Annotated in this window: 24 protein-coding genes; 3 read left to right on the top strand and 21 right to left on the bottom strand. The window is 38.8% G+C overall.

Annotated features, from left to right (window positions below; genetic code table 11):
• Positions 1 to 60: 60 nt before the first annotated feature.
• The 3 genes from DW036_RS17850 to DW036_RS17840 all read right to left on the bottom strand — a co-directional run bounded on the left by DW036_RS17850 (position 61) and on the right by DW036_RS17840 (position 1704).
• A complete protein-coding gene (locus DW036_RS17850; protein ID WP_118465596.1) occupies positions 61 to 384 on the bottom strand; it encodes a helix-turn-helix domain-containing protein in 324 nt (107 codons plus the stop codon).
• 155 nt (positions 385 to 539) lie between these two features.
• A complete protein-coding gene (locus tag DW036_RS17845; RefSeq protein ID WP_118465595.1) occupies positions 540 to 1181 on the bottom strand; it encodes an RteC domain-containing protein in 642 nt (213 codons plus the stop codon).
• Between the two features lie 31 nt (positions 1182 to 1212).
• Positions 1213 to 1704, bottom strand: a complete 492-nt coding sequence (locus DW036_RS17840; RefSeq protein WP_118465594.1) for a hypothetical protein — start codon at positions 1702 to 1704, stop codon at positions 1213 to 1215.
• 153 nt (positions 1705 to 1857) lie between these two features.
• On the opposite strand from DW036_RS17840, the gene DW036_RS17830 reads away from it, so the two are divergent.
• Positions 1858 to 2625, top strand: a complete 768-nt coding sequence (locus DW036_RS17830) for a LuxR C-terminal-related transcriptional regulator (protein ID WP_118465593.1) — start codon at positions 1858 to 1860, stop codon at positions 2623 to 2625.
• 56 nt (positions 2626 to 2681) lie between these two features.
• On the opposite strand, the gene DW036_RS17825 is transcribed toward DW036_RS17830, so the two are convergent.
• The 4 genes from DW036_RS17825 to DW036_RS17810 form a co-directional block, all read right to left on the bottom strand.
• Positions 2682 to 3482: a Swt1 family HEPN domain-containing protein gene (locus DW036_RS17825; protein WP_118465592.1), complete on the bottom strand. Its 801-nt coding sequence runs from the start codon at positions 3480 to 3482 to the stop codon at positions 2682 to 2684.
• Positions 3463 to 4254: a zinc ribbon domain-containing protein gene (locus DW036_RS17820; protein ID WP_118465591.1), complete on the bottom strand. Its 792-nt coding sequence runs from the start codon at positions 4252 to 4254 to the stop codon at positions 3463 to 3465. Before DW036_RS17820 ends, DW036_RS17825 begins: the two co-directional genes overlap by 20 nt.
• A 377-nt stretch (positions 4255 to 4631) precedes the next feature.
• Positions 4632 to 5663 (bottom strand): S8 family serine peptidase, encoded by a 1032-nt coding sequence (locus DW036_RS17815; RefSeq protein ID WP_118465590.1) that lies wholly within the window; start codon positions 5661 to 5663, stop codon positions 4632 to 4634.
• A gap of 194 nt (positions 5664 to 5857) precedes the next feature.
• Entirely contained in the window at positions 5858 to 6178 is a 321-nt protein-coding gene (locus tag DW036_RS17810; protein WP_118223592.1) for a hypothetical protein, read from the bottom strand.
• A gap of 240 nt (positions 6179 to 6418) precedes the next feature.
• Here DW036_RS17810 and DW036_RS17805 point away from each other — a divergent pair, with 240 nt between their 5' ends.
• The gene (locus DW036_RS17805; protein WP_118465589.1) at positions 6419 to 7534 is read left to right on the top strand and encodes a DUF2971 domain-containing protein; all 1116 of its coding nucleotides are present in this window, start codon (positions 6419 to 6421) and stop codon (positions 7532 to 7534) included.
• Between the two features lie 21 nt (positions 7535 to 7555).
• Here the strand turns inward: DW036_RS17805 and DW036_RS17800 are convergent, their stop codons facing one another.
• The 7 genes from DW036_RS17800 to DW036_RS17770 all read right to left on the bottom strand — a co-directional run bounded on the left by DW036_RS17800 (position 7556) and on the right by DW036_RS17770 (position 14518).
• Complete coding sequence (locus DW036_RS17800; RefSeq protein ID WP_118465588.1) at positions 7556 to 8431, bottom strand: alpha/beta hydrolase; 876 nt, start codon at positions 8429 to 8431, stop codon at positions 7556 to 7558.
• Positions 8432 to 8522: 91 nt separating this feature from the next.
• Positions 8523 to 9833: a DUF58 domain-containing protein gene (locus DW036_RS17795; protein WP_118465587.1), complete on the bottom strand. Its 1311-nt coding sequence runs from the start codon at positions 9831 to 9833 to the stop codon at positions 8523 to 8525.
• Positions 9830 to 10804, bottom strand: a complete 975-nt coding sequence (locus DW036_RS17790) for a MoxR family ATPase (RefSeq protein ID WP_118465586.1) — start codon at positions 10802 to 10804, stop codon at positions 9830 to 9832. The genes DW036_RS17795 and DW036_RS17790 overlap by 4 nt, the downstream gene beginning before the upstream one ends.
• A gap of 11 nt (positions 10805 to 10815) precedes the next feature.
• On the bottom strand, positions 10816 to 12030 hold the full coding sequence (locus DW036_RS17785; protein ID WP_118465585.1) for a DUF4350 domain-containing protein: 1215 nt from the start codon (positions 12028 to 12030) through the stop codon (positions 10816 to 10818).
• Positions 12027 to 12641: a DUF4129 domain-containing protein gene (locus tag DW036_RS17780; RefSeq protein ID WP_118465584.1), complete on the bottom strand. Its 615-nt coding sequence runs from the start codon at positions 12639 to 12641 to the stop codon at positions 12027 to 12029. The genes DW036_RS17785 and DW036_RS17780 overlap by 4 nt, the downstream gene beginning before the upstream one ends.
• Positions 12642 to 12651: 10 nt before the next feature.
• Entirely contained in the window at positions 12652 to 13575 is a 924-nt protein-coding gene (locus DW036_RS17775) for a hypothetical protein (RefSeq protein WP_118465583.1), read from the bottom strand.
• On the bottom strand, positions 13556 to 14518 hold the full coding sequence (locus DW036_RS17770; RefSeq protein WP_118465582.1) for a stage II sporulation protein M: 963 nt from the start codon (positions 14516 to 14518) through the stop codon (positions 13556 to 13558). The genes DW036_RS17775 and DW036_RS17770 overlap by 20 nt, the downstream gene beginning before the upstream one ends.
• Positions 14519 to 14619: 101 nt before the next feature.
• On the opposite strand from DW036_RS17770, the gene DW036_RS17765 reads away from it, so the two are divergent.
• Positions 14620 to 15345, top strand: a complete 726-nt coding sequence (locus DW036_RS17765; protein WP_022394111.1) for an RDD family protein — start codon at positions 14620 to 14622, stop codon at positions 15343 to 15345.
• Positions 15346 to 15552: 207 nt separating this feature from the next.
• On the opposite strand, the gene DW036_RS17760 is transcribed toward DW036_RS17765, so the two are convergent.
• Genes DW036_RS17760 through DW036_RS17730 form a run of 7 tightly spaced genes read right to left on the bottom strand, consistent with a single transcriptional unit; the run spans position 15553 to position 25333 of the window.
• The gene (locus DW036_RS17760; RefSeq protein WP_118465581.1) at positions 15553 to 16992 is read right to left on the bottom strand and encodes a DUF3868 domain-containing protein; all 1440 of its coding nucleotides are present in this window, start codon (positions 16990 to 16992) and stop codon (positions 15553 to 15555) included.
• 7 nt (positions 16993 to 16999) lie between these two features.
• On the bottom strand, positions 17000 to 17581 hold the full coding sequence (locus DW036_RS17755; protein WP_118465580.1) for a DUF3575 domain-containing protein: 582 nt from the start codon (positions 17579 to 17581) through the stop codon (positions 17000 to 17002).
• Between the two features lie 22 nt (positions 17582 to 17603).
• Entirely contained in the window at positions 17604 to 19760 is a 2157-nt protein-coding gene (locus DW036_RS17750; protein WP_118465579.1) for a hypothetical protein, read from the bottom strand.
• Between the two features lie 30 nt (positions 19761 to 19790).
• Positions 19791 to 21758 (bottom strand): fimbrial protein, encoded by a 1968-nt coding sequence (locus DW036_RS17745; RefSeq protein WP_118465578.1) that lies wholly within the window; start codon positions 21756 to 21758, stop codon positions 19791 to 19793.
• An 8-nt stretch (positions 21759 to 21766) separates the two neighbouring features.
• On the bottom strand, positions 21767 to 23215 hold the full coding sequence (locus DW036_RS17740) for a DUF4906 domain-containing protein (RefSeq protein WP_118465577.1): 1449 nt from the start codon (positions 23213 to 23215) through the stop codon (positions 21767 to 21769).
• 12 nt (positions 23216 to 23227) lie between these two features.
• On the bottom strand, positions 23228 to 24100 hold the full coding sequence (locus tag DW036_RS17735) for a FimB/Mfa2 family fimbrial subunit (protein WP_118465576.1): 873 nt from the start codon (positions 24098 to 24100) through the stop codon (positions 23228 to 23230).
• A 27-nt stretch (positions 24101 to 24127) separates the two neighbouring features.
• On the bottom strand, positions 24128 to 25333 hold the full coding sequence (locus DW036_RS17730; RefSeq protein WP_118465575.1) for a hypothetical protein: 1206 nt from the start codon (positions 25331 to 25333) through the stop codon (positions 24128 to 24130).
• Between the last annotated feature and the right edge of the window lie 972 nt (positions 25334 to 26305).

The raw sequence follows: 26305 nt of genomic DNA, 5'->3' as shown, positions 1-26305 counted from the left end.
TTGCCAAAAGAAAAACATCCCGAAACTGCCACGTGTACAGCTCCGGGATGAATTTCACTCTTACTTATTCGCTCCGTGTTCTTTCTCGAACTTTCGGAGCGTGCCCACATCGAACCGTTCCTTTATGAACTCACGCACATCGGAAGCCCGATAGTAGGCTTTTCCGCTAATCATCATAAAGGGCAGCAGTTTCTTGCTTCTCAATCTCTGCAATGTCCGGGTACTGACTTTGAATAACAGGCATAAATCCTGATTATCCAAAAGTTTGTCATTCGGCATTACTTCTGGGTTGGTTTGCAAATTTTTTACATCTTTGCCTACTTCTTCCAGTTTATCAAGTAGCTTTTGCATCCAGTCTTTGAACTCGTAACTATCTACATACATATTGCTTCATTTTTCTGATTATACATTAAGATTGTCAATCGATTGATGAAGCAAAGTTCGGAAAAGGGAAGCAAAGAAAATGGGGGAATGGTACACCTAATCCCCCATAAATAATTTGTAGTACGTTGATTATCAATACAACATAAAATTCCTTTTTACAAATGGTTATAACCATTATCTCTGCTCTTTTTTATAATAGCGACTTTCAAGCTATCTAAAAATTCTGTTATCTTAGTAGGTTTCCTTTTGATAACCGCAATTTCTTTTTTGTATATATCTCCAAAATTAATGTTGAACATCTTTTCAAAAATCCGGGCAACATCACTTAAAAAGATGTCTTTGTTATCAATCCGAACTATTCCATCTCTGATATAAAAAATACCACAAACCAATTCCATTATATCTACGATTTTAATAACCTCATTGTTTAAGTAGAATGGAGATTTCCAATCAGATTCTATATTGATGAAAAATTTTGGATATTCCATTTGGCGATAGATTAGTTCTTGTTCCATATTTATCAAAGACAAAAGTTTATCAAGATATATGATTTTCAGTTTGCTATTTTCAGTAGGAGAGGTTTCTTCTAATGCTTTTATTGTTCCGAAATCTATATAACTCATATTTAATTGCCTGATACGGATTTTATTATCATGCTCTCTATTGAGATAATCGAATAAATCTTCAACAAATTCAAGATATGCAGAAGTTATTTCTTCTATTACAGCTTTTTCCTTTTGGCAAGGATGCTTTAGCAATTTATATATTTGCTTTTCTGTTAAATCCCATTTTGGCATAATCTTTCTTAGAAGACAATGTGTAATTGTTTTATAAGTTTTTTGCTATCTTCTGCCATTTTTTCTGCCTATGCTTATAAAATTTAAGCGTCCACCAAGCGGCAAGAGCTGTTAAACCACCTGCATATAAATCGACCATATCTGTATATCTTGTAACATTAGGAGAAACATCTTCCATGTTGATATAATGATTCCATATAGTCACCTTTTTATTATACTCATTTGTTACTATCTCTCCTGTGCTTTTATCCATTTTGATTACATTTATTGTATGTTTTCCTACTGGAATAAATCCATGTAGGAACATTTTAAAGCAAAAAGATTTTCCTTCTTTCCAAGTAGGAGAAGTATTATCATAAGATATAAAACTGGCTTTTGGCTTACAAATTTCTCTTAAGGTATCAATATCCTGAATTTTACACCAAATATTTTCCCTGTTAGCTTCAAACTCAGAAGTAACAACTACTCTACGCCCTACAACCTCTTTTCCGCTACGTGTCATTAAACAAATTTTCTTTATCATACTACATGAATTAAAATATTAAACATCTATTTATCTTATACTTATACTGATTTCATTATCTTTGTGCAAAGATAGAAGCAATAGACTCTAAAGGCAATAGTCATTTATAATGAGAGAACGTGCAAATGTCTAATAATCAGATATTTTTAAAATATGATAATTGAGGAAATTGAGAAGCAAATAATAAACTTACTCCCGACATCAAACATACTACTTGATGAGGTAGACTATTCCATTCTCGAAGAAAGGAAAAAGGACTGGAAAAAACTCTCGGAAGTTACGCACAGTATTGTGTTGGCGTTTGATTGCTACACAAAAAAATTCGTATTTGTTTCTGATAATATTCCTGAATTATATGGGCTTGATTCCCATAGATTGTTTATAGACGGGCATCAGCCAGTAGTAGAGGTTATACATCCGGATGATATATACTACGGATTACTTGTAAGAAAGAAAATCTATTCAATATTGAGTTCGTTCTCCAATGAAGAAAAAATGAACTATAAAGCCATTCATGAAATGCGGGTGAGGAATCTACGAGGTGAATATATCCGTATAATAGAGCAGGAACAGATTGTTGAGTTAGATAGATCAGGCAACATTTGGCTTATGTTGTCAGTTATTGATGTTGACGCAAGCCATGAATCAGAAATTATTAAAAGCCACCTATATAACTTTAAAACTGGAGAACAGATTTTTATAGATTTATCTGATACATTGGATGAACCTTTAACAAATAGAGAGTTGGAGGTTTTGCGTTTGATGAAGCAAGGCTTGTTAAGTAAAGAGATAGCAAATACTTTGAAAGTTAGTATAAATACCATAAATAGCCATAGACAGAATATATTGCAAAAGCTAAAAGCCAATAATTCGATTGAGGCTGTAAATTTTGCTCAAAGGTTAGGTTTGTTTAATAAATAAGAGTAATTATGAAATGAAAAGACAAGTTTTATCATAATCTGATTATTTATAAATAATCAGATGGAAAGCTCCTTAAGTTGTTTACACCAATCTTGAAAATATAAAATTAATCGATTTATATCATTTTTATCAGGTATAATACCATTATGCGCAATAATATTTCTAACTCTTTCAAGCTCTTCAAATCGTAGTTCTATGAATTTTAAATCAGCAATAAAGGGTGTGAATAAATTTTCGTATTTTCGTATAATTTTTAATAAATCACTCCAATCCAAATAAAATAGAGGGGATGTCCCTCGTTGGCAAATCCATTTCAGTTTTTGCTCACGCGACATGCGTTCTTCTACTTTCTTTTTAAAATCTGTATTTTTTATAATATTCCACCAGTCCTCACCAAAATTTAATGAAAATATTTTCAATATAAAATGCCTTGCAGAATTTTCAAAACAAAAAATAATTAGATACAATTCTGCCATTTTATGAGCATTTTCAATATCTGTATTTTCTAAAAAAGGAGTATTTTCTAAAGATATTTGGAGTTGAACTTTCGTTTCATCTTCAAATAAATGGTTGAATTTCTGGTCTAATACCTCAAGAATAGCTCTATTGAGTTTATAATTACCATTTTCACCCTTTGTTATTCTTTTATCTAATCTTAAATGTTCTGATAATCGAAATTTATTATATTCTGGCAAGTGAGCCTGTTTAAAATAATTATTTATTTCATTTATAGATATTGAATTTCTATTTGATACCTTTTGGTGATACCAAATTATTAAAACAGCAGCATCTATTTTTTTCTTTTGAAATGCAATTTCAGAAGCTTTGCAAAAGTCATCAAATTTCAGTTTCATCATTACTTTCTTTCTTTTTTCCTCTCTTGCTTGTACGTGAAGTACCTAATTTCCATTTATCTTCTATTTCAGGATTTAGGACTTCTAATAAAAATTCTTTAGCCGCATCTCTTCCCGGAGCCTTTAGTTCAACTTTATCTTCCTTTACACCTACTAAATTATTATTAATTAACCAAGTACGCCAATTGGAATCTTCTAAGCTCGCATCTCTTAAAATTTTAGTTAAATCTATTCTTTGAACTTCTTCAATACCTAATTTATATTGATAATACATAAATAGCAATGTCAATCTTATACCCGCATCTCTTTTAGATTTAGCTTTCAATCTTGTTTCTTGTAAGGATGTTTTTCCATTGCTATTTTTGAATACTTGATTAAGTTGTTCCAATTCATCGTCTACGACTTCTACCGTATCTATATTCTCTCCTTCACTACTATTATGAGGAAGTAAGCTTGCAGAGATTTGTGTCTTTGATTTAAATGTATTTTTAACAGGTAATTTGTCGTTTATAATCAATCCAATAGCTTCACCTATACTACCACCAACTGTATCAGTAAAGCATGCTTTAAAAGAACGTGAATTTTTAGTCTCTGAAAATTCAATAGTATTCATATTTGCATTAACTTCTATATTCAATGCTTTTCCACAATTAATACATACCTTTGCATTGGGAAAGAGGGGTTCATTACATTCTATACACCTAATTTGTTGGGTACAAAATGGGCAAAATTTAGCGTTATCTGGTATATTCTGTTTGCAATAAATACATTCCATAACAATCTGAGTGTTTAATTAATAGCACAAAGATATGTAATTTTTAGATATGTTAAAGTCTTTATTATGCAATATTTCATTAAAAGCCTTGTTTTCGCAGAAAATTATTATCTTTGCAGAAACTCAAACAACCACCGCAACACCAAGCAATCTAAAGAATTGCACACGTGGGGTTATTAGTGGGAGAAAGAATTAAGAGCTTGCTAAGATATTGATTACGTGAGGAATAAAACTAAGGTTCATCTTCCGTACGCACCGCAATAAATATTGAAAATCACCCAGTTTTACACTCAATAATGTAAAGCTGGGTGTTTTTTGTTTTAAATGTTAGTATATCGTTTAATTTAGGGGAAGTCTTCTGAAAGCAATTTATATTACTATGGTGTCATCTGGGAGGTTTGCGGCATTCCGTAGCCTATTTCTCGATTGGGCATGGAAGCATTAAGCGCTGAAGTGTGCAAAAGATGGATAAGTTCTTTTCTGCTCATTTTTTTCTGTTCTAATAAAGTAGCACATAATCCTGCTATAGAAGGTGCTGAGAATGAAGTACCTCTGCGAGGAGGTTGTACATAAGCACATATATCAGGTTTTATATATTCAGTTCCTTCCCAACCAAGAGAACTATAATCGGCGCGGGTCATACCATCATCTTCTACAGCCCCTACGGCTATCACTTCCCGAACATCTGCTGGGAAGTTGTTATAACGCCAAGGTTTGTTGCCCTCGTTACCCATGCTTTGGATAAATATTAAGTTAGGATTGGCTTGAAGAATACTATCTACAAAACATGAAATGCGGGATGTATGTCCGTCAAGCATCTGAACAGAATATCCGTCGAAATCATCAAAAATTGTATAGCCACAAGAAGAAGTTATTATATCTATATTATGAGTCAGTAACCAACGTATCGCATTCATCATGCGTACTTCCTCCAGACGTGGTTCGGAATCAAAATCATCTATTTCAGCTAAATAATATTCAGCATTCCATGCCAATCCTTTTATGGTGTCTCCTGCAAGTTGTCCTCCTATACATGCACAAGAGTATGCTCCGTGGTCCCTTTCTCTGCCAGACTCTTCCTTAAAAAAATCCAAAGTATCTCCATCTATAAAATTAGCATAGGCGGTTACATGCAAGTTTTTAGTCCAAGAACGTTGCCTCAATCCCCCAAATCCGGTATCTAATACTCCAATCTTAATACCACGTCCACTAAGGTTTAATGAATCATAGACTGAATCTATCATCATAGCGGGTACAGCTGTATATACCCGTCCCCCGATAGCTACATAATGTTCTGGCGGGTTTTTAAAACTATTGCGAGCTATGAAATAACCTATCACACCAAAAACTATGAACGAAAACAGAAGTATTCCACCAATAATCAAGATGATTTTTTTTCGTCTTTTCATGTTGGTATTATGAAGAAAAAACTTTTTTATTATGTCTCTTGTTTATCATATCATATATAATGATTGCAAAAATACCAAAAGCGCAACTCATAAACAAGCAGAATTGCGCTTTTGTTAATTTACTGGGAATTATATTTTAATCTCCTTCTTAGTCTGTTTCCTTTTTTTGAGTGTGGCTTACATCCAGCTTTTCCTTATACATTCTTTCTCCAATGAATAAATGATTGCTTATCAACCTTATCTTTTCCTATCAGTTGTAAATTGTATGAGTTTAGCCCAGCGTAGCGATAATCGCCATAATTAATGTCGCCTAATAAATCTATATTCATTAGTGCCCGAACAATTTTTGATCCGCATTGTTCTATTTTCTCGACGATACATTTTCCTCCTAAGAGGTTCATAAGCAGATAAGCTGAAACTTCATAAGCACACCAGCCACATTCTTCCAGATACAGATGGATACAACTTTCATTATTTTGCTCTTTTTTGAGCACTTCAGAAACTTCTTTTTTCATGGTTATCTTTTTATTTACTCGATTTTAGAATCCGGGCAAAACTAACACCCCTTTATTAGAAACAAATATTTTAGTGATACGGTTTTGCAGGGTATTTAAACTATTCAGATAATTAACAGTATAAAAGAGATCGTAACAAAGAAACTTTGAAATCGGGCTGTCAGCTACGTAAATAAACACTATTTTTGCATAATGAGATTCTTAGTATGCACAGATATTATACTTGATATATAAAACACAATGGAAACATCTAATTTTAAAGAGGAGTTTGAGAAAATATTGATGAGTGAAATTATTCCTCTTAAACGTGGAGAACCTACTTCACCGGAGGCAAGTGGACTGTTCTCTAAACTCCATGATTTGGTGGCAAAAAATATACCTTCAAAACTATATCGATATCGGAACTGTCAAGAGTATAATTTAGATTCATTTAGAGATGATGAAGTCTATGCCGGTAATCCTCGTAATTTTAATGATCCGTTTGATTCTTTGGTTTGCTACAATAAAGAGGAGATACTAAAGAATTATGAGGAAGTGCTGAATAAAAACTGGTTTCTTTATACACTGAGTAAGATAAATAGTTTGGTTGAGGAGGATATGAGAAAAAAGTACCCTGGAGATCCGAAGATTGATAAAATTGCTAAGGAGATGCAATGCTTTAATTTTTGGAAGGGGGAAGAGGATGAGGTAGCGGATCAGATACTGCGTGAGGCTTATTATGAAGGAACTACATATGGCGATAAGGGCATTTATAGTGATAAAATTAATGAATATCTTGAATTTATCGGGGATTTATTAGATCAATCAGTGGAGAGTGTAAAAGAAAGCTGTAAGATTGCATGTTTTACAGAGAGAAAGGATAATATGCTGATGTGGTCACATTATGCTGATAGACATAGCGGGTTTGTGTTGGAATATGATATAAAGCAAGTTGTTTTTCTAACAAGTGATACGCAACCCGGTAGTCACCCGGCAATACTTTTTCCGGTAATCTATTCAGATAAAAGACTTGATGCAACTCATATAGGAAAAAGTTTAATGGATGATTTTCTTATAAGCCTTAAAGGAGAAAATAATAGCAGTATTGCTTTGCCTGACGTATTTATTTATTTGAAAGTATTTTTGAATAAAGCGAAATGCTGGGGATATGAAAATGAATGGCGATTGATTTGTCCGGGTTCTTATGAAAAAGAATCTGTTAAAGTTATGATGAAGCCTACAGCCATTTATTATGGCAATAATATATCTTCTGCTGATAAGGCAAAACTGAGCTTATTGGCTAAAGAGAAGAATATTGCTGAATATCAGATGGCAGTAGAATATTATAATTCAGAATATAAGGTAAGTGTCTTATAGGTATTTGTCCGGTGGGTGACCTTACTTTGTTACTCTTTCTGTTCTTTCTGATTGACGCATAAACAGTGATTTAAGGCCATCATAAAATCCTGGGAGTGCAACTGTACCATGTACCTCTTCCGGGAACTTTTTGAATACAACGCGTAAATGTTGATTCTCCATATCCGGAATAATTTTCATATTTAAGCTGTCGGCCAACGAGAATTGCACTAATTTTACATCAGGGCGTTGGCGCGTGGCAAAAGCAACATATAGCTGTTTTCCGGAATAGTTCTTTTGCCTGATTTTTATTTCCGCTTGTTTTAGAAAAATGCCACGATCCCACCATAGACTGGGATCTATTGCTATAAACGCTTCGAAAGATTCAGGATGATCAAGTAATGTCTGTAGCGTGAATAAAGCGGCATATGAGTGTCCTGCTAAGAAGTGACGGCCACTACAGGGAACTTTTCTTTCTACTTCCGGACGCAGTTCTTCTGTCAGGAAACGATAGAATTGCTCTGCACCTCCTCCTTGCGGTTTATCTTCTGGGTGAATGCTGCCATCTCGTCGTGCAGACGAGAAGGTAGGAGTAAAATCCCTTGTGCGGTCTGTATTCAGGATGGCAACAACAATACAGGGAGGCAAGGAAGATATTCTTGAGGAAGAAAAAAAGCGCGTAAATCCTACTACGGAGTGAAAAAAGACATCCCCATCCAGTAAGTAAAGAACCGGATAATCTTGAGCAGATTCTCCTGGTCGTTGTTCTGGTTTATAAATCCAATAGGATCTTTCTTCGTTTAATATATTGGAAAACAAAGAATGGCGGTTTCCTATATTAATTGAATCCTGCCCATATACAGGTAGGGAAAATATACATTCTATCTGAATGAGTAATAATAAACAGAGCTTCTTCATCTATCGTAATTTCTTGTGCAAAGATCGAAGAAAACATTCGGTTAGGCAATCCCTATTTCTGGGTATTTGCTTGTGTATTCTCGGAGGTTGATTAGAGTAACTGTCTCGATTTCATCTCCAGATATTTATTAATTACATCAATAGAGAGATTTTCGGGCGTGGTCAATAGAGAATAAATGCCATGCTGTTTTAGTGTAGAGACAATTAAACGTTTTTCAAAGGCAAATTTTTCGGCAATAACATGGCGATAGTATCCTTCCGTATCTGAGGCAGGAGTAGCAATATAGGCTTTCAAGTCAGCATCTTCGAAAAACACTACCAGCAGGCGGTGCTGTCGATTTAGTTGTTGCAGGTATGCTAACTGTCTGTTCATGCTTCCCATACTGGAGAAGTTGGTGTATAAAATCAAAAGGCTACGTTTGTTGACATGCTTGTTCAGATGTACGCATAAGGAAGAAAAGTCCGTTTCACTGAAAGTAGTTTCTTGACTATAGAGATTTTCAAGCAATGTCTGCATATGTCCGGGACGGCTTGATGCCGGTACGAAGGTATCGAAATGTTCATCAAAGGTTATGAGCCCGGCTTTGTCTTCTTTCCGCATGGCAACGTACGAAAGAACTAATGAGGCATTTATCGCATAGTCAAGTAAGGTCATTCCACGAAAAGCCTGTTGCATAACCCGTCCCTTGTCTATCACACTATAAATTTGCTGGGAACGTTCGTCTTGATACACATTTACCATAAGCTCGTGCTTGCGGGCACTTGCTTTCCAGTTTATCGTGCGATAATCATCGCCTTTTACATATTCCTTTATCTGCTCAAACTCAGTGCGATGTCCTACGCGACGGATACGTTTTATACCTAATTCCGTAAGATTATCACTTATTGCCAGCAATTCATAACGATGTAACATCAGGTAGGATGGATAGACTTTGATATCTTGGGTATCACCACAGGTATAGCGGCGCGAAAGTAATCCCATCCGGCCTTGTACAAATACACGAATCCGTCCAAAATTATAGATTCCCCGATGGGTGGGTCGTAATTGATAGCTGATAGTTTTGCCTTCATTTGCCTGGAGCTTTATCTGGAAATTTATATTTCGTTGCTGGAATATAAAAGGTATTTCATCAATGACTTCCACGGATATTGTATACGGATAACCGCTCTCTACCCGAATGTTCACCGTATTTTCATCTCCGTTTGAAAAACGTGATGAACATTGGCGAAATGCCCGTATACCATGGACGTGGTAAAGCATATATCCTTCCGCTAATACGACCAGGAGCATGACAAAAAGCATCCATTGCCCGAGAACAAAGAGCGGAGCAAAAGTATACCCGCTACTCAGTAACAGGATAATCAGGCTGAGGGCAATATAAAAGCGTCGGTTTAAAATCATTTCGGTACTTCTACCTTATCAATCAGGCGTTGGGTTACTTTTACTGGCGAATATCCTTCCATTTCGGCCTCTGCAGTCAGAATCAGGCGGTGCTGGAGTACGTATGGAGCAACAAATTTTATATCTTCCGGTGTTACGAAATCACGTCCCTGCAATAGAGCGTATGCTTTAGAGGTCTGCAGCATAGCGACAGATGCACGTGGAGAAGCTCCCAGATATACGGCTTTGCTGGTGCGCGTCTGCTGTACAATCATGGCAATGTATTGAAGCAATGTACGATCAATAAATACCTGGTTCATCAGCTTGCGGAGAGATAAGAGCTCTTCTTTGGTAATGGTAGAAGCGATGTCCTCCAGTTTCACGAATGCGGCATTTGTATGATGGCGTTCCAGGATGTTTATTTCTTCATCCAGAGTTGGGTAGTCCATTGTTATTTTCATCAGGAAACGGTCGAGCTGCGCCTCGGGTAGTTTATAAGTACCTTCTTGCTCTACAGGATTTTGAGTAGCCAGAATTGTATAAAGCTCCCCCATAGGATAAGTCATTCCGTCAATACTGACCTGACGCTCTTCCATTACTTCGAACAGGGCAGCCTGTGTCTTGGCCGGAGCACGATTGATTTCATCCACCAATACGATGTCGGCAAAGATGGGGCCCCGATGAAAATCAAAGTCATTGGTTTTCATATTAAATACAGTTGTACCCAGTACATCGCTTGGCATTAGGTCCGGAGTAAACTGAATACGGCTGAAATCCGCATCAATCAAGCGGGCAACCAGACGGGCCAGCAGTGTTTTTGCTACTCCCGGCACACCTTCTATCAAGACATGCCCATTTGCTAAAATGGCAGTCAATACCAAGTCCACCATTTGCTCCTGACCTACGATGACAGATGCAATCTGGTCTTTCAACTCTTGTATCTTCTCGGAAAAGAGAGTCAAATCTACTCGTTTTTCAATATTCTCTTCCATAAATTTCTTCTTTATATATGATCTATTATTTCATTCATCTTATTAATAAAATACTTCATCTGCTCTACAGAGATGGTGCGCCCTCCATAAATCACTGGTCTGACGGAACGGATAAACTCACCGATCTCTTCTGTATTCATACCGGTCTTTTGGGCTATTCTGCTGAAAGAGTGTTCGTCATTTGCTACTTCCTCTATATCTACCTGAATTTCTCTTCTCAATTCTTCTGCAAAGTAGATGTACTTTTTATGCACCAAGTCGGCATGATCTTTCTTTTGAAAATAAAGAGTTCCTATCAGTTCGGTAAATTCCAGCGATTTGTTTTCCGGCTGGTGGATGACAGGAATTACCCGTTGCCTCCTTCGGGCGGTGAACACCATGAAGAGGATAATGGTGAACATTGTCAAATACAAAGCCCATCTTAGCGGTCTTTGAGAAAGGAAATACCGGAAAGGGGACATCTGTATTTGAGCCGTTTGCTTCATGTAACCTTCGGTGCGGACAATGGGTAAATCTCCCATTTGGGATAATAGGCGGAAAATGTAAGTTGCATTTTTTCCATCTAATACTCCATAATTAGTAAAGAGTAGGGGAGTGGAGATCAGGATTATTTCGCCTTTTCCCCATGGATAGGACAAGGCAACCGGGACACTTGGAATACCCTTTTCTGCCAGTACCTTAGCCGGAAGCGAATCGGGCACGAGGTAAGAAGAACACAATTGAGGATAGAAATTGAAAGATTGCCGGGAATATACGGCAGAATCTCCTATCCAGAAGAGAGTATCTTTCTCCAATGATGCAGCAGCATATTTTTTTAATAATGTCGGGCTAAAGTAGGAATAACTACTATTAAAATCCAATGTATCTTCTAAACTTCTGTTGAAAGAGTTACTCACCAGCATAATCTTATTTCCCCGTTTTGCAATCTTTAGTATTGCTTCTACATCCACATCTGTCAGAGACAGGTTATTAGCGGCTACTAATATGCCTCTACGAGAGATTGTGTCTTCCTGTTCCAGTTCGTAAAAGGTTTTTCGAGATAAAGAATACCCCTTTGGTAACGACGTAGACAGCAAACTGTCGAAAACGGCACATCCGAAAGGTTGTTTATCGTAGTGGCTGAAACTAGGAGCCCACACAAACTTTTTGGGTAATCTACATTCTATCGCGAACATTAAGAGTAAAAAGACGGCAATACAGATGATAAACAAGTGATTTCCTTTCATACAACGCCTCCTTTCTTGACTTCTCCCTGTAAGGACTGCATGGTCTGAAACAATTCTTCCGTTGCTTCAAAGTTTCCATAGCGTACCCGCAAAAAGTGATGGGTTAACCTCTGAAATGCAGGCATCCGTACTTCATAAATATATTGTGTAGGCGTTTTGTAGAGTTGCCAGTCAATACGTTTTTCGTCACTGAGTTGTTTCAGTGTCTGCAAATATAGCAGTCGGACTGCTTCCCTGTAATCGTGGCGGGAAAGGGCAGAGGCTATTTCTTTGGCAAAATCAACTCCATAAATGGTATCTTCCCCTACAGTGTAAGGTAAAGCATTCTTGCGGGAACGTATGAATATTGCCGGATTTTTTTTATAAATGAACCAGCCGATCAGTAGCAGTAGGAGGACAGCAATACTTATCAGAATCGTTTTTGAATAATTTTCAGCAAACTGACTGCCGAATATACTCTGCAATATTTCTCCGAACCACCTGTTGAGCCATTCGAATATATTCACTTCGGGGGCTATCAACTCACGGTTGTAGTTGTAGTCTGCGTCAGATTGCCACACAGCAAGCTGCGTAGTATCACAAACCAATGTATCAGCCGGAGAAAGAATCATTTAAATTGATTTAGAGTTTGTCAAAGTTATCAATGTCACTTTCTATCGTTACACTATCCATCTTTTCGGATGCATGTCCGTATTGATAAGCTAATCCCACAAATGTAAAAATCATTGCCAGATAAGTACCGAATGCCTGCACAATGGCCAGTAGATAGAGCATGAAACTATATCCTACTGATACGGTTGCTTCACTTCCTACGTCACTCATAGTGAAGAGCATTTTCACAATTGTAGCTACATACCAGGGCACCAAGGTGACTCCCTGTAGTATGCCGGCTATGATTCCCATAACTAAAGAAATAAGGAAGATACCTCCCCAGGTAGCAAAGCCCAGACGGAAAGTTTTCTTTAATGCATCCATGATGGAAATATCTTCGAATAGGTAGATAGGTGCCCAGAGGGCAAGTGGTAGGGCAAGAAGTACTATGATAAGAGCAAACAGATATGCGACAGGGAGGGATGCAATGCTTAAAGCGCCTAATACAAAACTGACACATACTGTTAACAATAGTCCGAAAAATGCTATGATGAATAGTCTTTTGATATTGTGGAACAACATAGGAGTCAACATTCGCAAGGTCACTCCTTGCAAACGTTCTTCACGCTCATTATAGGTCCGGATCATTGCATAAATGAGGGAAGCTTGCAATACCATCCCAATGATACAGATGAGTACAAAAAGGCCATAGTATGAGAGGAATGAAATCAAGAGAGCGGCATCGGAAGAAATATCCATGTCCGCTGCACTCATCATTCCTTTCATCATCCCATTCAGACTCAGGGCTTGGATAAGGCAGAGTGGTAAAAGTAGATATGTGGTAAACTTCAGCATCAGCTTCCAGTTCTCCCTTATAAAATCAAAAGATGCGTTTAACTTCTCTCCGAAAGAGCGTTTCACATACATTGCAATTTTAGGCTTTTGTGATTCCATGTCGTTTCTTATTAGGTAAATAAATATAGTAAAATATAATAAATGCAAGAGAAATAAGGATCAGGCCGAGTCTCAGTATGTCCGGTAATTCGGTATGGCGCGTGATGAAACTTTCGATAAATCCTGCCATTATGAATATGGGGATTGTACCTACAACTATTTTCACTCCTCTTTTGGCTCCTCTCTTGAACGATTCCAGTCTTGAATATGTTCTGGGGAAAAGCCATCCATTGCCCAAAGCCAGTCCGGCAGCTCCGGCTACAATAATAGACCAGATTTCAAGTGTCCCGTGCAGCCATATGGCAAGCATGGATTCTCCAAGTAAGCCATGCTGGAAAAAGAACATCTGGAATGCGCCGATCATAACTCCATTATTGAAAAGCATATATCCTGTACCAAAGCTTGTTAGGATTCCCATGGCAAAGCAATAGAAGGAAACCATAATATTATTTAGTGTGATTCCCAGGAACATAGGAACTTCGGAAGAGCCGTTATACACTGCCATTGGCTCACCGTTGGCTATGTTATCCAAAGTCATGTCCACATAGCCGTTCCCCAGAATCAAACGGACAAAATCGAGATCACCCGCTGCAGAAACTGCTCCAATCAGCACGCTGACGGTAAAAATGATAAATGAAACCAATAGTTCCCGACGGGCATCATACATGATCTGTGGGATTTCTTGTGTCCAAAAGGTGATGATCCTCGTCCATTTCTCACGCTTGTTTTGGTAAATCTTGTTATGTAGTGCAGAAGCAAGGTTGTTCAGGTAAATGGAAATACGTGAAGTAGGAAAGTGCGTTTGTGCAAACGCCAGATCGGCAGTGAGGTCCGTATATACATCGGCAAGCCGGTCGGGAGACAAGTTTGTTGCTTGTTCCACTACCTTCTCGGCTTCTTTCCATTTATCGATATTCCGACGGATAAACGTTACTTCTTTCATGCTTTTCCAAAGGTTTCAAATAAGTTTTGTCTGAAATCAATAACAAAAGTAAGAGAATAATGATATATTTGCAACGATATACAAAAAATCTTTAATCAGAAATGGCAGAAACTACAATTATTACCGGGCAATTTGTTCGTATCAGCCAAACACCTGCGAGTATTGGTGAACGACTCATTGCGTTGGTGATCGATTTTATTCTGATAGGATTCTATGTATACGCAACGGCTACCCTGCTTTCTACACTCCGAATCTCGTCAGATTTTATAATGATTCTTATTATGATTGTAGTCTATCTGCCGATATTAGGCTATTCGTTTCTATGTGAAATGTTCAATCATGGACGAAGTTTCGGGAAAAATCTGATGAACATTCGTGTAGTGAAGGCAGACGGTTCTACACCCGGCATTAGTTCTTATTTGCTTCGTTGGCTTCTCTTTCCGATTGATAGTCTGCTTACCGGTGGTTTCGGACTATTGGTGGTATTATTAACGAAGAATAGTCAGCGAATGGGGGATCTTGCAGCCGGGACCATGGTGATCAAAGAACAGAACTATCGCAAGATTCATGTCAGCCTTGATGAGTTTGATTATCTGACGAAAGATTATCGTCCCACTTATCCACAAGCAGCCGATTTGTCGCTGGAACAAATAAATGTTATTACCCGGACATTGCAGGACGGCAAGAAAGACCGTGTGCACCGCATTGCACAATTGGCAAAGAAAGTCCAGGAACTTCTTACTATAACTCCCCGTGATGGTAATCAAGAACAGTTTCTTCAAACAGTTCTCCGTGATTATCAGTATTATGCATTAGAGGAAATCTGATATTCTTAGTCTTTAGAAAGTTTCACCACAGGAAACCATTTGTTTCATGCCTTGAAACCGTTTGTTTCTCGGTGTGAAACACTTTGTTTCAAGTAATGAAACTGCTTGTTTCACGCCGGGAAACAAATGCAATGATGGCTATATAACTAAAAGAAGCCCCGGAACTTTTATCGTTAGTTCCGGGGCTTCTTTATATTCATTTCTTAATTACTTCTTTGTTTTAATGGCTTTTTCAATTTCTCCCAAATTGTGTCGGGCAGCTTCATTACCATTCTGTGCAGCTTTGGTAAATTCTACTATGGCTTGTGCTTGATTGCCGCTCAGTAAATAGTAGATGCCATTGTTGTTGGCATATTCAGCAGTCTGCTTATTAGATTTATCCAGGTATTTACGTGCATCGGGCAAGTCTTTCTTAGATAGAGCTACAGCGGCTGCATTCAGGTTGGCTACTTCGTCATCAGGATACATACGGACGGCAATATCGAAGACTTTGATAAAATCGTCACCACCCTTGGGATAGGTATTTGCTACCAGGTACATCTCGTTCAGACTAAGATACTGGGGCTGTGTTTTGATGATTTCTTTCCCTTCATCCACCTTGAAATTAGCAATGGTATAGTCTATGCGGCAATTCACCTTGCGGAGTGCCGGATATAAATCTTTCAGCATTTCACGATAGGGGATACCGCCACCTACTCGTTTTATTTCCTCTTTCCGGCGAGCTATGTCGGAGGTATTATGGATTATGTTGAGGAATTCTGTTTTTTCTTTCATGTTGGAAGCTTCCAGTGCCTTTACCAGTCCTTCCCAGTTTTCACCACCAAAGGAAACATTGTAGAGTTTGGCAGGAATCTGTTCGTGTGTGGACAAATAGGTTTTCAAGGCTTCAGCACGGCTCTTGGAGAGTTGTTCATTGAGCTTCAATGGACCTTCGGGAGAGGCGAATCCTTCAATGTAGACACCTGTTACGGTCAGTTTCTTATCGTTCTGTATCTTGTTGAACATTTCCCGGATGTTCCGTAACTCAGTCTGATTATTCATAAAATCCGGTAGAATGACAGACTTGCCTACGGGGAAATCAAGATGCGCTTCATATTGTTCGCTACGTGCTTTCACAACTTCAGCTTTAGGCTGAATGTAAGAGGGGATAGGCTGTAAGGCTGCAAGACGTTTGGCTTCCGTAGAAACTCCGTTCAGGATCATTTCCTGTGTCAATACTTCCTGGTGTCCGCCGCATCCACATAAGTCTTCTTCCAGATTGAGGTAAGCATTCTCCATCCATGGTTCGTAAGGGATGACCTGGGTGTAGTTCAGAACTTCCTGAGTATTATAAGGTATCTCCATATTGGTTGCTTTATCCAATGTCATGGCACGGAGATAAGCTTTTTGCCTTCTGCGTCCATTGATAACGATTTCGGGTAATACGACGTTGTTGTCCGGACCTGCCAGTACGGGAGTTAATGTCAAAGTACGGTCGTTGCCGACTTTCAGGTTCCGCATATCCATCTGCATGCTTATGTAGAGTGACTCTCCCTGTTGCCATAGGGAGGCATTGGTGATGTTGATGGCATCTTTATAGAATTTTTGTGCACGGGCCGGAAGTACGGCAATGAGGCACAAAACGGAGTATATCAGTATCTTTTTCATGACTATATTATTTTATGACGTATATGATGTTTAATGCTACTTTGGTAGGGCCAATGTAGTTCTTGTGTCCGCTATCGAGTTTGCTTCCGCATTTTCCGCAGTTGTACTTATCGTAGTCTATGCGGGCATAGCCTACACCAATTTCAGCTTCCATACTCCAACGCTTGTTCAGTATCCATTGGTATCCGTATGAAATGCCGGCTCCATAAATGTTGCCTTGGTAGCGTTCGTGTCCCAAACCTAAGATGTTGAGGTTGCTGACGTTTGCTTCTGCATAATGGGCGTGGACGCCAAAGAAATGTCCGTAAAAGCGCTCGCACAGCCAATAACGTAGTTCGGGCTGTACCAGCCAGTGCTTGATTTGTTTGTGATCCGAGAATTTCCAGGGATTGTAGTTACCGGATACATCAAGGGTTAACTTTTTGGAGAGTCCGACCTCAAAACCAAGGTTGGCTGTCGTAGTTGCCCAATACAATGCATTGGTTTTTATTGCAAATTTAGGCATGTAGTGGCTCTTATCTTGCCCGTACATACTGTTGGTGTATGTGAACATCAGGGCTGCCAACAAAAGGAATTTAATAGTTTTCATATTTTCATTATATTATATTATATTATCGTAAAACAATAGCCGGATTTTGCAGTAACTCTTCCACTTTGTATGTGGCGGAATAGCCATAGTTTCTCAGAGTGAAAGTAACTACATCATTCAATTTGGCTCCGGCGTATATAGTAGTTGAATAAGTACTGGTCCGGCTGGCTGTAAAACCAGCTGCAATGCCGGTGTCCGATGAAGTTACGGTATAACGGGGGATATTGAGCAAACCGTTATTCTGATAAACCTGTATCGTATTTCCGACAGTTACTGACTGCGCCAGAATATTCTCAAAGCCAATGGTCGTAGGACTAAATCCGGGAGCAGATAGTATCAGTTTTTCACTACTTAAAGCCTTTTTTGAAGTAAACGTAACGGTTTGCCCTCCTGAAGGCTGTGAAGTGTAGGTATATTGATAGCCACCTGCAACTGCTGTCCATCCGCTTTGGGTGGTTTGCAGATTTTGAGTTGCAATAAACACCGTTAACGGGTATGTGGGCGGATAGTCCGGATATGATGGAATAGTAAACATAAAGCTGGCTGTATTGTTCACGCCATAGTTCACCGTATTGTCTCCATTGACAGAAACGTTGGTAAAATGCCGTGCTTTTACTACTACACTCTTTGTCTGGAAGATTTCATTGGCTATCAAAACTGTTTCATCACTATTCTCAAGACTGGTACGGAAATTCAATACTTTAGTTCCGGGGCCGGTAGCCCAATAAACATATTGATACCCACCGTTAGTATATTCCAGTTGTAGGTTCTTGTTCGGTTCTACCGGGTAAAGGTTGCCTGTAGTAATGGTACACTTCAGCGGATACAGATAGTAGGGGATTGTTGAGGGTATTGTAAAGCTCAGTGCTACATCCTGATCACGGGCAGTGTATATTTCGGGTGATAAGCCGGCGGGATCGAACGAATACAATGCGCTGGATATAACTGTGATACTACGTGAAAGTACTCCTGCCTTGACGGTGATTGTCGCTTCGTATTGCCCTGTAATAATACGGGATACATCGGCAGAAATATTACCGTTTCCGTCATAGGCCAGGTTGTGAAGTATACTTCCCTGGTCTTCTGCTATAGATACACTGATCTTTGAATTATCGGTTACGCCGTTCACTGTATACTGGGCTGATACTTTCAGGGTACCTGCCTGAGTGAATAGGAAATGCAGATTGCTAACCGTCAGTACATTGTTGTTATTGTCGGAGATAGAAGGAGATTCCTTGAATATCTCGGCATAAATGTTATTGGAAGGTTCCGAAGTTTTTGCATCTGCAAATTCAGTACTTCCGTTTGCGCTCTCACTAAAAGATTTTATCACAATCTTATAATGATAATTCCTCATAACCGGATAGGGGTTCTTATCTGTATCGAGAAGTTGTATCTTGTAATAAAGTTCCTCGGTTTTTCCTGCCAATTTCCCTTTGAGGATGATATATGTCTGATCGTTGGAGAAGTTTTCATTCTCGAACATATATTTGGGCTCCATATTACAGTCAGCAGCGTTCTGGTCAGTCTTGGAGATAGGGTTACGCGGCAAGGTCGGTTTACCGTCTATTAAAGTGAATGGAGTGGTAGGAGCACTCGGATTGAATGGAGCTATGGTTCCGCTACTTGTATAGTTACAGAGCGCATATCCCGTTACTTCAAAGTTGGTTGCTTCATTCTCAACGGTTACTTTGGCCAGGTTACGGTAAAGTGTGACATTGGGGCTGTCGCTGGGTGAAGAGATTGTTTGTCTTCCCCAGAAAACTAAATTACTGCTACTCAATGAAGGTATTATTTCCCTTTCATCTTTTTGCATGGCGGCACGTTCGTCAAAACTATCCCATTGGGAATAGTTGGCAATGAGGTGAATGATTCTTGAATCATCGGGAATGTTTGCCTGAAATGTTCCGGTACCATTGCTATTACTGCTCAGGAGGGAGGCATGAGCCCGTCCAATGAATAGTCCGTTGGTATCGAAGGTCATTAACCAAAGGTCATTAACCGCATTTTCATTTATGGCGGCACGGGTGCGTACAGAGGTATACTCAGGCATATTTACCGAGAATTGGAAGACGGTCTTATTGTTATTTCCGGTCGGTGGATTGCTGAGGCTATCTTCATCGGTGCATGAGGTCAGAAGAAGACCGAAGAGTGCTATAAGGTAGGTTAATCTTTTCATACTTTTCTAATTTTAATTCATCAGTACTGTTTATCGAATGTCGCGTACGCATCGAACAGATGCATTCAGGGGACTGAACTTTCCACCTTCTCCGACACGGGGATCCATAAAATTAACAGCACCGTTGGCATTTGAACTCCAATAATAATTTCCTTCGAGGATACCTTTTACTTCACAAATCCGGATATTTTGTAAGACATCTATGAGGTATATCTCTGCTTGCGTAGGCATACGCCAGTCAGAGTAGGTTTCTCCGGTGGTGGCATCCCGTTCTACATAATCCCGGCATTTAGCTCTTGATACGGTGTATGTGTCTGCCGTTGTCGTACCATGTTGTGAAGCAAGCATGAAATGCGGAGAAATCCTCCGGTTGTTTTCTTCAGTGTCTATGGCAGCGTGTTCACTGTCGGTCAATGGATAACCGAGTACGGCATTATCGCGTATATAGGAAGCATAGGATGCACCTAATGTGGGATTGGCCGCATAATGGGAATATCCGCTACCGAAGTCTTCGTCAAACTCATCCGGATTGGGAAGAGTAGAGAAATCGGCAACGAAAGAGTTCATTATATACATCTTTGTATTATTCTGTCCCTGGCTTCCACCGGGAGCATCAGCTGAGATATCGGACCCGATATAAAGGGCCGGATATTGGGAGACAGTAATATTTTGAGTGAGTCCGGCACCATTTGCTACCTGAAAAGCTATATCCTTAGCTAAAAAGTTTTCAGGAAGTGGACTTGTTATAGTTACGTTGCCGGATTTTGCATTTGGGGTAACGGTAATATTTACCTCTTTTCCTCCGTTGGAAACTGTTGTTCCATTCACTGTAATCTGCTTAATCACTACGTCCGGTGTAGATGACTGGAAGGTAGTGGTAAACTGTGTACTGTTGGGCATAGAAATCTTGGTATCTTTTACATAGATGAAGTTAATACCTTCTACAGAAACAAGTACTTCATGGGTACTCCAATCTTGTATAGTATATCCGGCATTCAGCTGAACTGCGGAATGAGGATCGGTATCACCGGCCTTGTCTATGTTCACCCGGATATCATACAAGCGGTTACGTTCCAGTTTATAGAGGCTTTCCGCCTGGTTTGTACTTCCGTCGGGTAGACGATAGTTTACTGGAATTTTGTAATAGTTCTGGTCTATAGTATTACCACCGGCATCCTTTACCGGGACGTTGATGAGTACATAAGTCTCCCGGTCTGCATCCTTCGTCCAGTCGTTGGCATAGGAATATAGAATGAATTGATTGTTGTTACCTGCACCCGTATTTTGTTCCGTAAATGAGTTCATGCTCTGCAGACTGGGAATGTCTATATTTCCATCTGCAATGGATGAGCCACTGGCGGCATAGTTAACCATCTTTTTAGAAGGTATTCTATTGTCTATGGAGGTGTAACCGTTTATGTAGTTCAGGCTTATTCTTATTTTTGCGGCAGCACGTTTGAGAACGACTGGAATTTCTTTGTTGATAACGACTCCGTCATTCAGTACCATTGTTTGTTTGCCATCCATTAAGAAGGCATCCTGTTTCTTATCGGCATCCAGAGTAGGAGCGGCAAGTGCTTTCAGTTGTGGGAGAGACAGACCTGCAGTTGGAATCGTCTCCGTACTGTTGGCTACTACATAAATAGTATGGTTGATATTTAGATCGAATTTCTCTTGTTGGGCAGTCAACAGAGCTACATGTTCCTCCGTTCCGGTCAGTTCGGGAGAAAATGTGAAATGCTGGTAGAACAGACATTCATCTGCACCTTCACGGTATATGAAAACATCCAATGATTTTATTGTATTCTCATTGAGTGCCTCTTCACCCGGTTCTTCTGTTGCACGTGAAATTGCGGAACTGGGCATAGATAGTTTTAGAGTAATTCCTCTTGCCGGTTCTATTCCTGTTGATTCTATCGAGGAGTCATCATCGCAAGAGGTGAGACCCCAGAATAATGAGAGTATCAACGGGAGAATATATAGTTTGTTTCGTTTCATAATTCATCTTATTTATATTCGGTTTGACTGATTAAGATATCCGTATCACTGTCGCCCGGAAACTGGCGGGTACCGTTGCTTTGCTTCGGATTAATTTTGAGTTTGACACCTCCTACAGTTATATAGAAGTAAGTACTTTGGGGATTTCCGGCCCATCGTTTAGTGGCTCCTATCTTTATAGTATAAGCTTCACTACGGGATATACCTTGGGATACTGCCTGAACTCCGTTTATGGCTTCATTGGTATTGAACGTAAAATCAAGTCCATTGCTTAAAGTGGCTGTCCACATAGCGCCGGCAGGGGCTGTCAAGCTAAAACTGTAATTGGCATAAGAGGTCTCATTATGAGCTTCTCCATTTGATATATATGGAAATTGTACGATGCCGGTTGTGGCTCCAGTATCATTGCCATTATAGGGTTGAAGCTGATAATTATCATCTGTAACTGCTTGTCCGATTTCAGAATAGGTGATATCCCATGGATAAGGAGTTGTTTTTACTATTAACTGGTTATCCGGATGGTCGAGCATGGCTATGACACGGTAGACCGTATTATGTAGCAAGCTGTATTTATGGTTTGTCTGCCCATTGTCGGTTAAATACCCTTTGTAAGTGTAACTTGTTCCATCAAAAATTGCCTTTATACGGAGGTAAGGAGTGTTAGCATCCGGTATACCACCGGGAACCATATTCCGATAGGTATAGAATGAAGCATGTGCATTTGCCGGTACTATGCCTGATAAATCGGATGGCATGAGCTGTAGAGGTGTCCCTCCAAGAAATTCCTGAGAGCTATTCCGCAAATTTGCAGGTGTTGGCGTAGTTGTTGATTCCAAACTGCAATTGGTATTGAGTACTTGGTTTATAAAATCGATGGAGGTGACCGCTACGTCTGTCTTCTCTAACTCCCGGTTCTTAAACATATAGATATCTACTCGTGCTGCAAGTCGCTCCATGGGAACTTCAGCAACAACATATTCACTATTGATTGCAATTTCTTTCTTCCCGACCATCAGAAGATTGTTATCAGCAAAAATAGTACCGGATACAGTCAGGCCCTCTATTTGCTGCAACGTAAGTTCAGTGGTGATAGGAGACGAAAATGTTTTATCCGGATCGTTGTAATTAGCAATTGCGTAAATTACCTTCGTTTGTGGGGACACATTCGTAGAACGTGAAAACTCTTGTAGCTTTTGCGGAGTAAATTCCGGAATCAATTCCGAATATTCACAGCGCTCGTCTGCTTTATTGAATATATAAAGAGCCAGACTTGAAAAACTACCTTCGTCTCCATTAATCAAGGCTGCGTTTGCTGAAGTTGTTTTGATCAGGAAACTTAGTCGGGCTTGATCGTTGCCTGTATCTGGTAATGAGGTCTCATTTTCACTGCACGAATACAGCAAGAATGTCATTACAAACAGTTGCAAATATATCCGGTATTTTGTTTTTAGCTTCATATATATAGGGGATTATAGCCCCGGTCTGATCACTTCTTCGTCCCAGGGTTTTACTGTGATGGAGGTTCCATTAAAACGGATGCGGATACCCACTGTAGCTTCATTGATACCATCTACAGTAATATTATTGTCTTTCATGAAGTCCTTCAATTGCATGGTGTATAGTTCCTTATCGGTTTGGTTATCTTTCAATCGGAGAAATACTTCATTATCATTATTAAATCGTAGTACGTTGAACTTAGCTCCAAACTTTTGTGTGTTTGAATCGAAGTTAATCAACGGGAAATAAGAGATATGTTCGTTGGAAAACGTTTTGGTGAAATCCACTGTTGAACTTAAGTTACCCATTTCCATTCTGATGGGTAAAGTCGTCTCACGGGTATTACTGACTTCTAATCCTTCCAGTTCTATCTGCATCTTTATATGTGCACTACCGAAGAAAACAGTATCAGTTTTATATCCTTCATTGGCGATTGTTATTTTTCTTTCTCCAAAATACAGGCTGTCATTGGTTGATATCAATTCTTTTGTGAAATAATGAGGTGCCCCGACTATACTGTTTTGTAGGGTGGAACCATCATTTATTCTCGTGTCGTTGAGTGAATTTCCCCAACATACTATGTGATATTGCCCACTTGGCAAGTTTAAGGTAGTGCCGCGTTGGCGGTTCAGTTCGTTTTTGTTAAGTACTGCTTTTTGTATGCACACATTATCCTGATTGTATACATACATATCTACCTTATCTATTTTTTGCGGAAAGATTTCCTTTATACCATCACCCAGGTAGCTGAAGTATAGAGTTGTCTCACAATCGTCCAGATCTTCTTTTATGCATCCTGTTACTGTTGCCAGTAACAAGATGTATAGAATTATGTCCTTTCTCATGTTCTTTATTCAGATTAATGATGAGGCTTATTGTTCCAGATCGAATCCCGGAGTAATTGTTTGCTCATTCCACGGGGCGATTGTAACATGTACCAACACATTATACTGTATATTACCTAAATCATTATCCAGCATTGGTATAAGCTCGATTTCCATGTTGTAAATTGTTCCGGGTTTAAAATCTGCGGCAGTCATTTCCGTATTTACCTCTTTATAATACTTTGTCAGGTTGGCAAAGCGGACGCTGCTTGCTAATCCGGGGTTAAACACTTCAGTATCGCTTGATTTAAAATCGGTGATATTTAAATCAGAAAGATCTATATGAAGCTGTGGCATAGCTGTACCCGGGAAGAAATTAAAGCCGTAACATTTGCCTGCCAGATCTAATGGTAAATTACCATAAGTACCATCTGCATTATAAATATTGTAACTGGCGAATGATGCTGCATCTATAATAGGATTGGTGTCGAAGGTCCACATTCCATTTTGGATGTGTTTCTCAAACGTAGAATTCAAGAGCAGATTATCCATTGTTCCCGGAAGGTTATAGGTGTTGTAGAAGTTATTCATATATATACCTTTTACATTTCCTGAGAAACCTGTCCAGGTGATCGTTGCTTTTTTGTCTGTTCCATCAATGTTTCGGGTAAAATCGAAACTGCCGGCATTCTTAAATGAAATCTTTGTGATTTGCAGGCGGGCAACAATAGGGGCTATCGTAATTTGTGCAGTATAGGTCTTTCCTGCGGTTGGAGTAGGATCGATTGGTTCATTTTGAATCGGTGTCAAATCATCGTCCATACCATAATATAGTACTCCACTACCTTGCTGATCTGCCAGTTTGGTATTTATCACATTGTTATTTACGGCGTTTCCCGGATTTCCGTAAACATACACTTTAGAGACTGACTGGGGGATATTGATAAACTTCAATCCTTTAGCCGGATCAGTCAGTTTATTCCAGTCTGAGTTGAGAACTGCATCTTTAGTAACTGACTTGGAAGTGATGATCTTACCACTGGCGTCAGTCAGATTGATTAATACACTGTTTACATTTGGTGCATTTGCTATGATGATATCTGATGGGGAAGAAGCCCTTGTTTCTATTCCACCAAGTGATACTGAAAGGGATTTTATTTCATTCTGTGAAATGGCGATATCATCTTCTTTGTCACTGCAAGAGAATAATAGCATACTTGCTACTCCTGCCAATAATAACTGTTTAATTTTCATGTCTTCAAATAATAACTGTTTATAAATATTCCCAATACTTTGTTGTTTACGTACGTCCAGTTGGGAGCATTACAACAATGGTTGCATAGGAAAGTTTTGAATGTAGTTACTATTTTCTATTGGAAATAATCAAAAAGGGGATCTTTTTATGAATTTTATCCAATATTGTATTAGTTACAACTTTTGTTAATTGTGCCAGATGAGTTAATCTTCTTTTGAAGATATTGAGGCAAGTAAATATTATGCCTGCCTAATACTGTAATATCATAAAATAAGTGTTGCTTGAAAAGTTTGTGGATTAGGAGATGAAAGCTAACTTATAGCATAGGGTTATGAGGGAAATGGGTATTCCAATCTGAATAAATAGAGTATCTCAATTCCCCTCTTCCGGGGAAGAGGAGACTTTAGATAGCATTATTTAATCACTTTACCTGATTACCCCCATAAGCACAATGATATTTTGATAATTTGTTGATATTTATCAATTGTAGTAGGGCGTTTTGTAACTCCTTGATTATTAATTTGATATGGCAGATGCTATTCAGTATACGACAGAGCCCTATTCAGTATACGACTGAATGGCATTCACTATACGACTGAATTAGGTTCAGTGTACTACTTTTCTTTAACCATATGTTGTTTGTAAATAATATATAATATGATTCTGTTCTTGTTGTAGTTCATAACCGTACCGTTTTAAATGAAATATTAGTTTTTCGAAATAGAAATCTTGTTTTTAAAGCCCAATTTGTTTAATGTTGAGATATGTATTTACTAAATAAGAACTGGTCAATAAAGTTTGGACAGATTGGATATTTTATTAATTTTCTTTTGTTGATATATTGCAGTGTCCGACAGTGTGTCAATCTGCGGTAACTACCTTGGCATGCAATTCAATAAGTAATTTTATGGAAATATACTGTAGTTTAAGATTAAGTGTTTAATAAATATAATTTTATTAATTTTCCTGAT

It is taken from the genome of Bacteroides sp. AF39-11AC, from assembly GCF_003474285.1.
Lineage (GTDB): Bacteria > Bacteroidota > Bacteroidia > Bacteroidales > Bacteroidaceae > Bacteroides.
Note: the sequence above shows the minus strand (reverse complement) of the source record. Positions and strands in the feature narration are given on the sequence as shown.